This window comes from Exiguobacterium sp. s56, assembly GCF_018618255.1.
GTDB classification, from domain to species: Bacteria; Bacillota; Bacilli; order Exiguobacteriales; family Exiguobacteriaceae; genus Exiguobacterium; species Exiguobacterium chiriqhucha.
Window position 1 is genome coordinate 26,477 of record NZ_JACSLR010000008.1, and the last position, 14,599, is coordinate 41,075.

The 14,599-nt window shown below is 53.2% G+C and carries 18 protein-coding genes; 5 read left to right on the top strand and 13 right to left on the bottom strand.

Features of this window, described 5'->3' with window-relative positions; genetic code table 11:
* Nucleotides 1-16 precede the first annotated feature (16 nt).
* Nucleotides 17-463 (top strand): SACOL1771 family peroxiredoxin, encoded by a 447-nt coding sequence (locus KNP71_RS08915; protein WP_214718558.1) that lies wholly within the window; start codon nt 17-19, stop codon nt 461-463.
* Nucleotides 464-465: 2 nt separating this feature from the next.
* On the top strand, nt 466-1,188 hold the full coding sequence (locus KNP71_RS08920) for a DNA/RNA nuclease SfsA (RefSeq protein ID WP_214830501.1): 723 nt from the start codon (nt 466-468) through the stop codon (nt 1,186-1,188).
* Between the two features lie 23 nt (nt 1,189-1,211).
* On the opposite strand, the gene KNP71_RS08925 is transcribed toward KNP71_RS08920, so the two are convergent.
* Nucleotides 1,212-1,823 (bottom strand): stage II sporulation protein M, encoded by a 612-nt coding sequence (locus tag KNP71_RS08925; protein ID WP_214830503.1) that lies wholly within the window; start codon nt 1,821-1,823, stop codon nt 1,212-1,214.
* Nucleotides 1,824-1,954: 131 nt separating this feature from the next.
* On the opposite strand from KNP71_RS08925, the gene KNP71_RS08930 reads away from it, so the two are divergent.
* The gene (locus KNP71_RS08930; RefSeq protein ID WP_034780623.1) at nt 1,955-3,580 is read left to right on the top strand and encodes an ABC-F family ATP-binding cassette domain-containing protein; all 1,626 of its coding nucleotides are present in this window, start codon (nt 1,955-1,957) and stop codon (nt 3,578-3,580) included.
* A 32-nt stretch (nt 3,581-3,612) separates the two neighbouring features.
* Here KNP71_RS08930 and KNP71_RS08935 read toward each other — a convergent pair whose 3' ends face one another.
* A complete protein-coding gene (locus tag KNP71_RS08935) occupies nt 3,613-4,362 on the bottom strand; it encodes a FixH family protein (RefSeq protein ID WP_214830504.1) in 750 nt (249 codons plus the stop codon).
* Nucleotides 4,363-4,640: 278 nt separating this feature from the next.
* Between KNP71_RS08935 and KNP71_RS08940 the strand changes: the two genes are divergently transcribed.
* On the top strand, nt 4,641-5,837 hold the full coding sequence (locus KNP71_RS08940) for a LysM peptidoglycan-binding domain-containing protein (RefSeq protein WP_214830505.1): 1,197 nt from the start codon (nt 4,641-4,643) through the stop codon (nt 5,835-5,837).
* Nucleotides 5,838-5,876: 39 nt separating this feature from the next.
* Here KNP71_RS08940 and KNP71_RS08945 read toward each other — a convergent pair whose 3' ends face one another.
* From KNP71_RS08945 to KNP71_RS08990, 10 genes are all read right to left on the bottom strand, one after another.
* Nucleotides 5,877-6,887 carry a ThiF family adenylyltransferase gene (locus tag KNP71_RS08945; RefSeq protein ID WP_214830506.1) on the bottom strand — a complete coding sequence of 337 codons (1,011 nt, stop codon included), beginning with the start codon at nt 6,885-6,887 and terminating at the stop codon, nt 5,877-5,879.
* Nucleotides 6,884-7,348, bottom strand: coding sequence for a cyclic pyranopterin monophosphate synthase MoaC (gene moaC, locus KNP71_RS08950; RefSeq protein ID WP_214830507.1), 465 nt, complete (start codon nt 7,346-7,348; stop codon nt 6,884-6,886). Before moaC ends, KNP71_RS08945 begins: the two co-directional genes overlap by 4 nt.
* 3 nt (nt 7,349-7,351) lie before the next feature.
* Nucleotides 7,352-7,579 (bottom strand): MoaD/ThiS family protein, encoded by a 228-nt coding sequence (locus KNP71_RS08955; protein WP_214830508.1) that lies wholly within the window; start codon nt 7,577-7,579, stop codon nt 7,352-7,354.
* Nucleotides 7,576-8,031 carry a molybdenum cofactor biosynthesis protein MoaE gene (locus KNP71_RS08960; protein WP_114164939.1) on the bottom strand — a complete coding sequence of 152 codons (456 nt, stop codon included), beginning with the start codon at nt 8,029-8,031 and terminating at the stop codon, nt 7,576-7,578. The genes KNP71_RS08955 and KNP71_RS08960 overlap by 4 nt, the downstream gene beginning before the upstream one ends.
* Nucleotides 8,009-8,485 (bottom strand): molybdopterin-guanine dinucleotide biosynthesis protein B, encoded by a 477-nt coding sequence (gene mobB, locus KNP71_RS08965; protein WP_214830509.1) that lies wholly within the window; start codon nt 8,483-8,485, stop codon nt 8,009-8,011. Before mobB ends, KNP71_RS08960 begins: the two co-directional genes overlap by 23 nt.
* The gene (locus tag KNP71_RS08970; protein WP_214830511.1) at nt 8,461-9,696 is read right to left on the bottom strand and encodes a molybdopterin molybdotransferase MoeA; all 1,236 of its coding nucleotides are present in this window, start codon (nt 9,694-9,696) and stop codon (nt 8,461-8,463) included. Before KNP71_RS08970 ends, mobB begins: the two co-directional genes overlap by 25 nt.
* The gene (locus KNP71_RS08975; RefSeq protein WP_214830513.1) at nt 9,696-10,244 is read right to left on the bottom strand and encodes a molybdenum cofactor guanylyltransferase; all 549 of its coding nucleotides are present in this window, start codon (nt 10,242-10,244) and stop codon (nt 9,696-9,698) included. The genes KNP71_RS08970 and KNP71_RS08975 overlap by 1 nt, the downstream gene beginning before the upstream one ends.
* A complete protein-coding gene (locus KNP71_RS08980; RefSeq protein WP_214830515.1) occupies nt 10,241-10,744 on the bottom strand; it encodes a MogA/MoaB family molybdenum cofactor biosynthesis protein in 504 nt (167 codons plus the stop codon). Before KNP71_RS08980 ends, KNP71_RS08975 begins: the two co-directional genes overlap by 4 nt.
* Nucleotides 10,745-10,749: 5 nt before the next feature.
* Nucleotides 10,750-11,757, bottom strand: coding sequence for a GTP 3',8-cyclase MoaA (gene moaA / locus KNP71_RS08985; protein ID WP_114164946.1), 1,008 nt, complete (start codon nt 11,755-11,757; stop codon nt 10,750-10,752).
* 63 nt (nt 11,758-11,820) lie between these two features.
* Nucleotides 11,821-13,137: an MFS transporter gene (locus KNP71_RS08990; RefSeq protein WP_214830518.1), complete on the bottom strand. Its 1,317-nt coding sequence runs from the start codon at nt 13,135-13,137 to the stop codon at nt 11,821-11,823.
* Between the two features lie 222 nt (nt 13,138-13,359).
* On the opposite strand from KNP71_RS08990, the gene KNP71_RS08995 reads away from it, so the two are divergent.
* The gene (locus KNP71_RS08995; protein WP_214830520.1) at nt 13,360-13,872 is read left to right on the top strand and encodes a hypothetical protein; all 513 of its coding nucleotides are present in this window, start codon (nt 13,360-13,362) and stop codon (nt 13,870-13,872) included.
* Here the strand turns inward: KNP71_RS08995 and KNP71_RS09000 are convergent, their stop codons facing one another.
* Complete coding sequence (locus KNP71_RS09000; protein WP_214830522.1) at nt 13,873-14,565, bottom strand: Crp/Fnr family transcriptional regulator; 693 nt, start codon at nt 14,563-14,565, stop codon at nt 13,873-13,875. It lies immediately after the preceding gene.
* Between the last annotated feature and the right edge of the window lie 34 nt (nt 14,566-14,599).

The window sequence follows — 14,599 nt, forward strand, 5'->3', positions numbered from 1 at the left end:
ATTGGAGGCGATTTTTATGAAGCATACGTTTCAAATGAACCTCGACTGGACCGGCGGACGCAATGACGTCGGTACGCTCGAGGCTGAACGGTTGAAAACACAAATCTCGATTCCCCCGGAAATGGATGGGCCCGGCATCGGGACGAACCCTGATGAGATGCTTCTCGGTGCTGCAGCTACTTGCTATATCATCACGCTCGCGGCCATGCTCGGGCGCAGTGACCTGCCGCACCGTGGCATCACCATCGACGCCGAAGGCATCGTCGACGTGACGAACGGCGTCTTCACGTATGAGACGATTCGCTACACGACCCGCATCAACGTGCCGGCAACAGCCACAGACCGTGACCTCACGCTCGTCGAACGGATTGCTAAAAAAGCGAAAGACGGTTGCATGATTTCACGCGCCTTGGCCGGCAACGTCACGTTCGAGCTCGACACGACGGTCACACGCGTCGACTGACGATGTATCGCTTCGCACAACCCCTGCATGAAGGGATCATCTTGAAACGGCGCAATCGGTTCGTGATGGACGTGTTGCTCGGTGACACCGTCGTCGCCTGTCACTGTCCGGTCACAGGCCGCATCGGCGATCTCGTCTTTGACGGGGTGCCTTGTCTCGTCTCGACGACGAACGACCCGCGACGGCACACGGCCTACACGGTAGAAGCCGTCTCAATCGATGCGGATGGACAATGGATCGGGATTCATCAAGGTCGCGCCAACGATTTCGTCGCGCATTGTTTGGACACGGACGCATTACCGGTCTTTCCTTCCCCCAAACAGGTGGGGCGTGAGCAAGTCGTCGGGTCATCACGACTCGATTTCAAGGTCGATGGTGTTTATATGGAAGTGAAGGCACCACTCACCGAGTTGTTTGTGACGCCTCTCTCGCGCTTTGAACGACGTGCGGTGACGAGACCGGTCGAGACCGAACGGTTGATGCGGCATCTCGAGACGTTGATTGCGACGTTGCCTGAAACCAAACGGGCTGTCCTGCTGTATGTCTTCCTATACGACGCGCCCGTGTTCACCGGCAATCCGAACCGGAAACAAGACGCACGGATTCGCCAGATGATTCGCGAGGCGATTGCGGACGGACTAGAAATGTGGCAAGTGAACGGCGAGCTGACCACAGAAGGGATTCGTATGATCCGTTGCGTTGAGACAACGAATCATTTCAAGTAAAAAAGCCATCGCTGATGGCTTTTTTACTTTAACAACAGTGGGGTCACGTATGCCTCGATGACGGCCGAAATGGCGAGGAGCGGCACCGCGATGGAGAGAAACATCTTCACGCCTGCCACAAATAGCGCCTTGAACGTGACGTCCGTCTCTTTCCCGCGCAGTTTCTTCCACACGTAACGGTTGAGCGATAATCCCATCGCCGCTCCGAGCAAGATGGCCGAAATCTCGGTGATTCCGTGCGGCAAGATGCCGAGCACGATGACCCGGACGACCGATTCGCCGGCGAACCCGACGAGCATGGCGACTAAACCGATGACAGCGGCGTTGATGACGACGAACACGTATGGAATGAAGAGCGGAATCATCCCGAGCAGGAAAGCGAACAACGTGACGCGTGTATTGTTCACGAACAAGGCGATCATCGTCTCGCGCGCGCTCGTATCGAACGTCAAGCCCCTCGATTCAAACGTATCTCCGAGCTGGGCTAAAATCTCGTCTACTTGATCGGGTGCGATAAACGATCGAAACAAGAAGTACGACCCGATGCCGGTAATGATGAAAAGGATCCACAGTCGTAGAAAGTCGTTCCGATAATAGTTCGACCACGCCTCGCGAATGGATAGTGATGTTTTCATTTGAATTCCCCCTTATCAAGCTATACGAATCTCGTCAACGTTCGTTTCATTTTTCCCCACGACTGCGCGTTTTCCAAAAACGTGATACAATACACGTCGTAAACAAATCAGAAAAACGAGGGATCCTATACATGATTACAGTAAATAACGTAAGTCTCCAATTCGGTGGACGCAAGTTGTTCGAAGACGTGAACATCAAGTTCACACCAGGCAACTGTTACGGCTTGATCGGCGCAAACGGCGCCGGGAAATCAACATTCTTAAAAATTCTTGCCGGTGAGCAAGAGACGACAACAGGTGACGTCAGCTTCTCGCCTGGCGAACGCCTCGCTGTCCTTAAACAGGACCATTACGCGTACGAAGATCAAGCGGTACTCGAGACGGTCATCATGGGCCACGAGCGTTTGTATCAAGTCATGAAAGAGAAAGACGCCATCTATATGAAGGAAGATTTCTCTGACGAAGATGGTATGCGCGCTGCTGAACTCGAAGGCGAATTCGCTGAGATGAACGGTTGGGAAGCCGAATCAGAAGCTGCCATGGTCCTTCAAGGACTAGGGATCACGGATGCATCACACCACAAGCTCATGAGCGAGCTCACAGGTGGCGAGAAAGTCAAAGTCCTCCTTGCTCAAGCATTGTTTGGCAAACCTGACATTCTTCTCCTCGATGAGCCGACGAACGGTCTTGACCTCAAAGCGATCCAATGGCTCGAAGAGTTCTTGATCAACTTCGAGAATACCGTCATCGTCGTATCCCACGACCGTCACTTCTTGAACAAAGTCTGTACGCACATGGCCGACCTTGATTTCGGGAAGATCCAATTGTACGTCGGGAACTACGACTTCTGGTACGAGTCGAGCCAACTCGCTTCGCGTATGGCCAACGATCAGAACAAGAAAAAAGAAGAGAAAATCAAAGAACTTCAAAACTTCATCGCCCGTTTCAGCTCGAACGCCTCGAAGGCGCGTCAAGCGACGTCGCGTAAGAAGTTGCTCGATAAAATCACGCTCGACGATATCCGTCCATCATCACGTCGCTATCCGTTCGTCGGTTTCTCGATGGAACGTGAAATCGGGAACGACGTGCTCTACGTCGACAACGTCTCGAAGACGATTGATGGCGTCAAAGTACTCGACAACGTCACGTTCTCACTCAACAAGACGGACAAAGTCGCATTCGTCGGCCGTTCGGACGTTGCCATTACGACTCTCTTCAAAATCATCATGGGCGAGATGGAACCGGACACGGGTACGGTCAAATGGGGCGTGACGACGACACAGTCGTACTTCCCGAAAGACAACTCGGAATACTTCGAAGGCTCGGATAAGAGCATCTTGGATTGGTTACGCCAGTTCTCACCAGCCGACGAGTCGGATACGTTCCTTCGCGGTTTCCTCGGACGTATGCTCTTCTCAGGCGAAGAAGTCATGAAGAAAGCATCTGTCCTCTCAGGGGGAGAGAAAGTGCGTTGCATGCTCTCGAAAATGATGCTCTCGAACTCGAACGTCCTCGTCCTCGACGATCCGACGAACCACTTGGATCTCGAGTCGATCACAGCGCTCAACAACGGTCTCGAAACGTTCAAAGGCGTACTCCTCTTCAGCTCGCATGACCATCAGCTCATCTCGACGATTGCCACGCGCATCATCGAAGTGACACCGAACGGGATTGTCGACAAAGAAGCGACGTACGATGAGTTCCTCGAGAACGAATCGCTTCAACAGCAAGTCGAATCGCTCTATCAGAACGCATAAGAAAATCGATCGGCCGCGGCCGATCGATTTTTTTATTTGACCTCGACCGTCTCCATGATGTGTTCATGGATGTCGTGGCCTTTCGTCACATGGACTTGCACATTGTACGTGCCCTTTTCAGGGAACGTATGCTCACCTGCATAGTTTCCAGCTGTCGTTTCCTCAAGCTTCACCCAGTCGTGCTTGTCCGCTCCGTCTTTGAACACTTCGAGTTGGACGTCCGCTCCCGTCAACGCCTCATGCTCAATTTCGACGTTGACGGTGAACGGTTGGACTTCCTTGGCGACAGCTTGAGTCGGATTAAGGAAGATGTCCGCTCCCGCGTGGTTGTGATGGTCTTCCTCAGCTTCGGCCTCGGCCGCCGTCTCCGGATGGCCGACCGTCACGTTCGTCGTCGGCATCGTATGCATCGAACGGGCCGTCACATGGACTTGCACCGTGTAAACTGCTTCTTCGACAAACGTCGTCTCCGCCTCGTAGACTCCATCTTCTGTGAGCGACGCTTTCGTCATCTCACTCTCTTCCTTGGCGCCATTTTTCCAGACCTCGAACTTAATCTCGTCGGCGTCATCGACCGCTTTCCCGTCTTGTGTGACGCGAACTGCCAATGTGACTGCCTCGTCTTTATCTGCCGAGGCCGGCACGTTCAATTCTGCTTCCACCGGTTCCATCGACTGCACCATCTCCGTACCACTGGTCGTTTCATCGGCTCCGCACGCCCCAAGGACGAACAGACCGACGAGACCAAATGCCACCCCGAACCGTTTCATTGATTTGCTCATGTTGAATCCCCCTATTTAATCGCTTACATTCTTCACACATTGTTCATGATAGCACCCTTTTTTAGGAAATGTGTGAGGATTGTGTGATATTTGACACGTTTGTCACTCATAAATTGAACACAAAATTTGAGGGTCGTTATCCAAAAATTCCTTTGCCTATTTTTAGGGTTAGACGATGTTTACCACTAAAATGGGGTATATAAAATATATATGCAGCTCAATATATGGAAAACCTTAACATCAAGATACATACACCTAAGAATGGAGGCGAAACCAAAATGAAGAGCAAGTTCGTACGTGTATTGATGGCCTTGTTGATCATGCTGGCACCGTTAGTCGCTTATCCAAAATCGGCTGACGCCGCCGCTTCGAAATTCATCACGAGCGTGAACACGACGAGTAAAGTCGTCGCGTTGACGTTTGATGACGGAGCGGATGGTGCGAATACGAACAAAATTTTGGACATACTTGCCAAGAACAACGTCAAAGCCACTTTCTTTTTGACTGGATCAGGCGCCAATAACCATCCTCAATACATTAAAAACATCGCCGCTAAAGGTCACCAACTCGGTAACCATTCGTATACCCATCCAGACTTCACAAAGTTGACCGCCACGCAAATGAAATCAGAACTTGATCGGACGGAAGCGCTCATTAAATCGCTTACTGGCAAAACGACAAAACCAATCTTTCGGGCACCTTTCGGCGCCGTCAATAGCGCCGTGTTGAGCGGAGTCGGCGCTGCCGGCTACGGCTATACGATTCAATGGAACATCGATACGATTGACTGGAAAGGACTGACTGCTAGCCAAATCAATACGAAAGTCCAGGCGAACATCAAACCAGGCTCAATCGTCTTGATGCACACCGGTGCCGGTGCACCAGGTACACCGCTCGCCTTGCCGACAATGATTTCTCAGTTGAAAGCGAAAGGCTACAAGTTCGTCACCGTCTCTCAACTGCTCGCTTACCAAAACACATCGACTAGCAAGACTTACACCGTCAAATCAGGTGATACGCTCTACAGCATTGCTCGGGCTTACGGTGTCACTGTCGCTGCGCTCGCTGCCGCCAACAAGATCACGAACTACAACTTAATTTCTGTCGGACAAGTGCTCGTCATCCCGGGTACGACCGTCACACCACCACCTACGACGACCGTCAAGTACACGGTCAAATCGGGAGACACGCTCTATAAGATCGCCACTTTGTACAAAACGACCGTCGCTAAGATTGCCGCCGCCAACAATATTACGAACGTCAACTCCATCTATGTCGGACAAGTGCTTGTCATCCCAGGCACAACCGTCACACCACCACCTGCGACGACCGTGAAATATACCGTTAAGTCAGGCGACACACTCTATAAGATTGCGACGATGTATAACACGACTGTCGCTAAAATCGCGGCCGCCAACAATATTACGAATGTCAGCTTGATCAGTGTCGGACAAGTGCTCACGATTCCGCGCTAACCAAAAAGAAGTGTCCGCCGTTTTTGGGGGACACTTCTTTTATGTGCCGAGACACTCGTCGACCATCGCGACCGCGACATGCGCATCGTCAACCCCGTGGACGAGGACTCTTCCGTCTTTGAACAAGAGCATCCGATGATTCCGCCATCGCCACTCCAACGTGAACGGGGTCTGCTTCACGGCGATGTCCGCACGCTCAAGTAGATGCGCGATCGGGTCAAGCCCTTCGATGGAACGACGGACTTGGACGACGTCACGACCGCATAGAAGCGCTGTATGCTGTCGACTTGAAACGAGACTCGGGTAGTCATTGGTCTGGCAAGACGGACAAACCACGTCAACGAGCCGGGCGACATCGAGCCGCTGTGACTGATTCTCCCACATGTCTTCAATCAACAGTCGGCGCTCCATCTGTTCATAACGCCCCGTCAAATATTTCAACGCCTCAACGGCTTGACGGCTCGCCACGTGTTGCACGATGGGAGCCACCACCCCCGCTGTCGCGCACGTCTGTCCGGCTAATGGCAAATGACGCATGAGACAACGAAGACACGGCGCTTCTCCCGGCATCACCGTGTAGTTCATGCCGTATGCCCCGACGCAAGAGGCAAACAAGAACGGAATGCCGCGCTCGAGTGCGAAATCATTCAATAGAAGACGTGTCTCGACGTTATCGGTTGCGTCCAAGACGAGATCAACGGACGGCAAAGGCCGAAGCCAATCCCACGATACATCGGCGATCTGTGCGTCCAACTCAACGTCTGAGTTGATGGCCCGCAGGCGTTCGAGCGCCGCGACCGCTTTCGGCGTCTCGGCACGTGCGTCCTGTTCCGTATAGAGCGTCTGTCGTTGTAAGTTCGTCACCTCGACATAGTCGCGGTCGACGAGGATAAGTGAGACGCCGGCCCGAACAAGTTGATCGCTCACGGCCGCCCCAAGCGCACCGAGACCGACGACGAGCACTCGTTTCTCCATCAGACGTTCTTGTCCATCCACTCCGATGCCGTGAAACCGGGCCTGCCGCGCGTAACGTTCCGGGATATGTGTCATCGGACATAGTCCCCTGACTTCCCGCCTTGTTTCTCAAGCAAGTACGTCGGTCCGATGACGATGCCTTTATCGACCGCTTTCGTCATATCGTATACGGTCAACGCCGCGACCGATGCGGCCGTCAATGCTTCCATCTCAACACCGGTATCGCCTTTCGTCTTCACGAACGACTCGATGATGAGCTGTGTCCCGTCCCATTCGAACGTCAAATCGACTTTTTTCAAGGCAAGTGGATGACACATCGGGATGATGCGGCTCGTCTCTTTGGCGGCCATGATGCCAGCCACTTGGGCGACGGCGAGTACATCCCCTTTTGCAAGACCACCGTCCGTGATGAGTTGTTTGAGTTCACCGCTTAGTTCAACTGATGTACGGGCCCGAGCAGTACGTGTCGTTTCCGATTTATCCGAGACATCGACCATCCGCGCCCGCCCTTGGTCGTTCATATGTGTCAATTCCATCGTTTACCCTCCGCTCACCATTGGGATGACGGCGACCGTGTCCCCGTCTACAACCGTGTATTCGTCCGTCTCATAACGCTCATTGACCGCGAACATGAGACGTTCCGCTCCCGACACGCCCCGCTCGGACAAATCCGCTCGCAAGGCGGCGATTGTTTGTGGCGCCGAAACGGTATAGGACCGGACCGCCAACTCTTCTGCCACGTGGGCAAAACATAATACCTCAATCATGTGTACGTCACTCCTTCCGGGCGTCCTGGGTGTTGTTCTTTTTGATCACCGATCCATTTCGTGCCGTCGGTCCAATGCTCCCGTTTCCAAATCGGGACAATTTCTTTGATCCGTTCGATGGCGTAACGATTCGCCTCGTAGGCGTCGGCGCGATGGGAAGAACTCGTCGCGATGACGACCGCCTCTTCCATGATATCGAGTCGTCCAATCCGGTGATGGATCGCCGTCAACGCACCAGGCCAACGTTCCGCCACTTCTGTCGCGATCTGTTCGAGCATCTTCTCGGCCATCGGCACGTATGATTCATACTCCAAGAGTTCGGTCTGCTTAGAACCAGTCATTTCTCGCACCGTCCCGATAAACAGCACGACCGCCCCGACGTTTCGATGCCGGACCGTTTCGTAAAGTGCCATCGGTTCGAGCGGATGTTCATTCACTTGATACCATTTCATCCTCCATCCACCTTTCCACTAAACGCATCAACCGGTCCTTGTCTGCCACGGAATCTCCGCGTGCGATCACGTTCGTCACATCGACCGGTTGTTCATGCCCGTCTCGCACGAGCACCACTTTCGGATAGTCTTTCTGCTTGTAGCCTTCGATGAGCACGATGTCGACGTGCGCCTCGTACCAGTTGAGAAGCAACTCAAACGTATCGACCGCTTGCCACTCGATCAACGTCCCGTCTTCACCGATCACACTCGATAGCACGGCACCGGCCAACGCGTGACGATGCGAGTCCGTCATCGGCAAGTCGAACGACCCTCCGTGACCGTGGTGTTTGATGACGCCGACACGGAGCCCCGTCGCCGACAAGCGTGCTGTCAGCTCGGAGACGAACGATGTCTTACCACTATTTTGATAGCCGACCACTTGTAAAATCAAAGCTGATCGATGATTCGACATCGCACCGAGTCCCCTTTTTGAAACCCTCTCGTCCCGCCTGGCAGATGAATCAACGCGTTACACGTCGCGAGCGAGGAGACGATGCCCGACTTATCTTTACCGTTCGGATGAACGACCGTCTGCCCGGTCGCATCAATCGTCACATGTCCACGCACGAACCGGTCGAACGGATTCGGTTTCGGGAAATCGACACCGAGTTCCGCCTGAATGACAGGTCGCTCCGCTTGCCCGAATAACGTCTTCATATACGTGCCGACAAACAGTTCTGTGCCGACAAAACACGCCGACGGATTCCCGGATAATCCGAACAACAACCGATTTTCGACGTGCGCGACCGTCGTGACGGACCCTGGCCGCATCCCAACTTTATTGAACAGCACTGTCGCCCCGAGCGCGTCATACACATCCGGTAAATAATCAAAATCTCCGACCGATACCCCGCCTGTCGTGACGATGGCGTCACTTGTCTGAAGTGCCTCGGCAATTGCTTGCTTCGTCGAAGCGAACGTATCCGGCAAGATGCCGCCATATGTCGCCGCGCCACCGAGTGCCTCGATTTGAGCGAGAATCATATACGCATTCGAATTACAGATTTGCCCGTCGGCTTTTTTCTGTCCCGGTTCGACGAGCTCATCACCGGTCGCAAACACGGTGATGTGCGGTTTTACGTATACGTCGACCTGCTCATACCCGAACGTAGCGAGCAAGGCGATGACGCCCGGATTAATGCGGGTGCCTCGGTCGACGATATTCGTCCCCGTCGCCATATCTTCCCCGCGATAGGAGATATTGGCATCGCGGACCGGTCGTTTGAACGTCACGACTCGTTCATCTGCTTGTACGAGTTCGAGCATGACGACCGCGTCGGCTCCGGCTGGAATTTTTGCCCCGGTCATGATGCGAATCGCTTGGCCCTCGCGTAACGGTTCTCCGACGTGCCCGGCTCCCTGAACGTATTGAACGGGCAAGGTGATCGGTTCATCGCGGCTCGCTCTCAACAAATCCGCGGACCGGACAGCAAAACCGTCATACGGGGATTTATTAAATGCCGGAACGTCATGCGTCGCAATGAGATCCATCGCTAAAATCCGGCCGTTCGCTCGATACAACGGTACCGTTTCCGTCCGACCTTTTCCCGTCGCTTCTTGGACACGGATGACCGCCTCGTCAACGGCGAGCGGCTTACGAAACAGGGTCGACACCTTCTCCATCACTTCACTTCCTTTCCTAGCACTTCTTCATAATCACTCGGTGTATTCACATTCTTAAACCAGTCCCGTTCAGCAAACGAGACGATTGTCGCCTCTGTCAAGTGAGGCATGACCGCCCGTTCGCCTCGACGTAACGCGGCTTCAAACCGGGACATCATCGAGCGGGGGTACAAGGCGATGAGCGGATGGATGCGATCGTCGGCGTAGGCGACAACTGGCTGATTCCCTCGTTCTATCGCAAGCCGTTCATAAACGGTCGGCGGCAACAAAGGTGTATCACACGCACAGACGGCGTACCACTCACTCGGGACGTGCCGCATGACGGTAACGATGCCGGCGAGCGGCCCCATGCCACGCCATTCTCTGTCATCTTCGAGTTGATAGGATGTCATCGACTGTCCGGCTGGCACAACGCTCCATTGGGACGTCGTCGTGGTACTAAGCGTCTGTCGGGCCCGGTCTTCAAATGAGACATCCTCATAACGGGCTTTCCATTTTGGAGACCCGAACCGACGTGACTTCCCACCCGCCAAGACGATGCCAATCATCGTGTCGCTTCCCAGACGATATGGGAGAGCTCGGGGAGAATCAAGCGGGTCATCGCCAAATCGACGGCGCCGCGCGATCCTGGCATCGAGAAGATAATCGTATCCCCGATTCGTCCGGCGAGAGCACGCGACAACATCGCCGCCGGTCCAATATCTTCCGCGAAACTGACGTAACGGAACAGTTCGCCGAAGCCGACCATCTCCCGGTCGAGCAGCGGTCGAATCGTCTCGATGGTGACGTCCCGTTTCGTGATGCCCGTTCCCCCGGTCGTCAAGATGACGTCCATTTTTTCGTCGACCATTCGTCTGACGGCCGCCTCGATTTCAAATGGGTCATCTTTCGTGATCTCGCGGTACGTGACCGTGTGCGCTTCTTCTTTTAACAACGTACAAATATGTTCGCCTGACACATCCGTATCGAGTGTGCGCGTATCCGAAATCGTCAAAATCGCGGCCCGGACACGCTGTGTGTTTTGATGTACATGATTGTGTGCTTGCATCGTCTTCACCCTCCGATATAACTCATTTCAATCCGATTGCGTGTTCGGCTCCCCGTTCGCGACCGTTCTTCCGAATAGCGGTCGTCCCGTACTTCCCATACCATTTTCAATGTCATGGCAATTAATTCATCGCTCGCCCCGCTACGGAGCAGTTCACGAATGTCAGTACCGTCTTCTGCGAACAGGCACGTGTACCATTTACCGTCGCTCGATAGACGCCCTCGCGTACACGTTCCGCAGAAAGGTTGGCTGACCGAGGAGATGAAACCGACTTGCGCCCCATCCGTGTAACGGTAACGTTGCGCGACCTCGCCGAGCGCTTCGGGCGCGAGAGGTTCAAGCAAGCCGTTCTGTTGGCGCAGCACGTCGAGAATCGATTCAGACGACACGACGTGTTCGACGTTCCACTCGTTTGCCGTGCCAACGTCCATGAACTCGATGTAACGGAGCGTGATGTTCCGTTCTTTGAAATACGCCGCCATCGGAGCGACTTCATGATCATTCCATCCTTTCCGGACGACCATGTTCACTTTCACTTCGAGTCCTTGTCGTTTCGCCTCATCGATTCCCCGTAACACCGTCTCGGGCGACGTGCCGCGTCCGTTCATCATCCCGAACGTCTCGGCCGATAAGGCGTCTAGACTGACGTTGACCCGGTCAAGCCCGGCTTGCTTCAACGCTTTCGCCATCCGTTCTAAATAGACGCCGTTCGTCGTCAAGCCAATCGTCTCGATGGTCGTGACCGCACGAAGACGGCGAATCAATTCATCAAGATTCGGTCTAAGTAACGGTTCACCTCCAGTTAGGCGCACTTTTTTCACGCCATGCGGGGCGATGATGCGAACGAAGCGCTCAATCTCGTCAAACGATAGCAATTCATCTCGCTTTAAAAACTGGTGGTGGCGAAACGCTTCTTCCGGCATACAGTACCGGCAACGAAAGTTGCATTTGTCAATGACTGAGATGCGTAAGTCTTCCAACGGTCGTCTCCGTCGATCGGTCCATGGGGTCATCTTGATTCATCCTTTCTATCCATCAACGACAGCAGGGACCTTCACAGTCCCCACTTCGGATTGTCAGCGAATCGGCTTTTCAGCCCCGCTGCGCAAGTAATAATAAATTGTAGTGACGATTGAAATTGCATAGAGTCCGAGCATGACGAACAACGCGCCATTGAACGAACCGACGAGTTCGAGCGACCAGCCGAACATCTTCGGAATGAAGAAGGCGCCGTAAGCGGCAAACGCTGCCGAGAATCCGACGACGGCCGGTGTCTTCGTTGCCACAAACACGTGGGGAATCATCGCAAACGTCGCACCGGAGTTGAGTCCGGTCGCGATGAACAGAACGACGAACGAGATGAAAAACATCGTCAAGTTGTCGTTCGTGATGGCCAGGATGACACTCATCGTCCCGAGCGCCATGACACCGAACACGACCAATGTCACTTTGGCCGCTCCGACCTTATCACTAATCCAACCTCCGAATGGACGTGAGGAAGCGCCGAGGAACGCACCAAGGAAGGCGAGTGCCAACAAGTCCGATTCAGGGAACTTTAATTTCAAAATCATCGGGAACGCAGCGGCATATCCGATGAACGAACCGAAGGCCGCCGTGTAGAGCAACGTTTGAATCCAAAAGTGCTTGTCTTTGAACACGCTCGCCTGTTCTCGAATCGATTGGCGTGCCGTCGGTAAGTTATCCATGAACAAGTAGGCACAGACTGTCAATATGATGGTCGGCACGACCCAAAGCAGCGCCGCGTTTTGGAGCCAAATCTGTTGCCCGGTCTCAGTCACGAGGGCGTTGCCGCCAATGAATCCGAATATACTCGTCGTGATGACAAGCGGTGTGATCAATTGAACGAGCGAGACGCCCAAGTTCCCGATGCCTCCGTTAATCCCAAGCGCCGTCCCTTTTTTCGCTTTCGGATAAAACGCACCGATATTGGCGTTTGACGACGAGAAGTTCCCCCCACCTAGTCCGCAAAGAGCGGCCAAAATCATGAACACCCAATACGGTGTGTTGACGTTTTGCACGGCGTAGGCGATACCAAGGAGCGGCAACAACAAAATCGACGTCGAGAAGATCGTCCAGTTCCGCCCGCCGAATATACTGTTCGCAAACGTGTAGAAAAAGCGCAACGACGCCCCGACAAGTCCAGGCAGTGCGGCCAACGTGAATAATTGGCCTTGAGTAAAGCTGAATCCAATCGAATTCAATTGGACGGCCGCGACCGACCACATCTGCCAAACGATGAACGCAAGCGTCAGGGCCGGGACTGAGACAAGTAGGTTGCGATTGGCGACTTGTTTCCCCGTCCCTTCCCAGAACCCCACGTCCTCTGGCTTCCACTCGGCGAGTGCATGCGACCCTTTGTCTAATTGTTGCATTGTCTATTCCTCCTCTAAACGGTTCAATTCGTATCCTAATCCCATCCTATCGACCCCTCCCTTAAAAAAGTGTGCCTTCTTTCACACTTATTTCGCATGTTGAGTTTTTTTATCGGCTTGTCATCAATCTGTGACAAAATCGCCTTTCTTTCGGTTCTGTGACATTGAACACAGAAAAACCCTCCCCGATTCCTTATCGTAAGGAATAGAGGAGGGATAACTGTGTCACATCTTATTCAAATTCATTGCGCATCCGAGGCTCGTTTGGCGCTGCAGCCATATTTCTTCAGTCAAGATGGGGCCCATGTGTTCCGCGTCTTCGGTGTCTCGATTGCCGAAGCGGCGTTCACGGAGACGGGGCTCGATATCACATTCCCACTTGAAAGTCCGTTAGAAGAACTAGAAGCGCTGCACACCTTGCTCGTTCGGATCGACACTCACCATGACGTGACGATCGATGACGCCCAGGCAGTTATCGGTTACTTAGGGGACGGGACAACGGTCACCGTTTATCGCCATTTCAAACGATGGCTCGACTTTTTATCTGCAGCGCGTGTCCGCTCGATGGAAGGTGTCGTCGTCGAGGTCCGTGCCAACGGGATCAAGCTAGCCGAAGGCGTGCTCCGGTCTTATGAATTGATGGAAGATGGCGAGTTTTATGTATCGGCCTGTACAATCGAGGCCGATGGATTGGAGCATTTTGAAGGCGAGCTATCGCTTGCCGCCGTAATGTGATCAATCGATGACACAGACCGAGACCGGACAGTCCTCACAATGGTTGAGCAGTTTCAACCGGTCGAGATCATGGATAATGATTTGACGGGAAGGGAGTGACAAAATCCCTTCTTGGGCGAGCTCGTTCAACATGCGATTCACGCGTTCACGCGATGTCCCGCAATAGTTGGCGAGCTCTTGGTTTTTCAGTTTCAAGTCGATGAGAATGCCGTCTTCGACTTCCACCCCATAGCTGTTCGCCATACGAATGAGCGTCGAGTAGAGCGCTCCTTTTTTCCCGTTCAGCACCAAGTCTCTAAATTTCGTATGCTGTTTCCGCATATGTTCGTTGATCATGACCATGAACTCGCGGACGAATTCCGGGTTCGACGACAAAATCATCGTTTCAATACGCTCGATTTTGACCGCGTAAATTTCACTATCTTCTAACGCCTTGGCGTTAAATAAATATTTTGGTTCGATTGCGAATAACGTCAACTCTCCGCAACAAGCCTCAGCGCTTAAACAACGTAACGTCAATTCTTTTCCATTTTCCGTCAATTTCGAAATTTGGATCAGTCCACTCTTTACAATATAAAATTCAGCTGCGTCTTCTTGTTCTCGGAACAGAAAACCGCCTTTTGGGACATGAATGATTCGATGTGCCAATTTTTTTGTTTCCTCGAGCACCATCGCTTTACTTGAATGAGCCATTTCCACCGACCTTCCTTAAAACACGTTGCGCCAT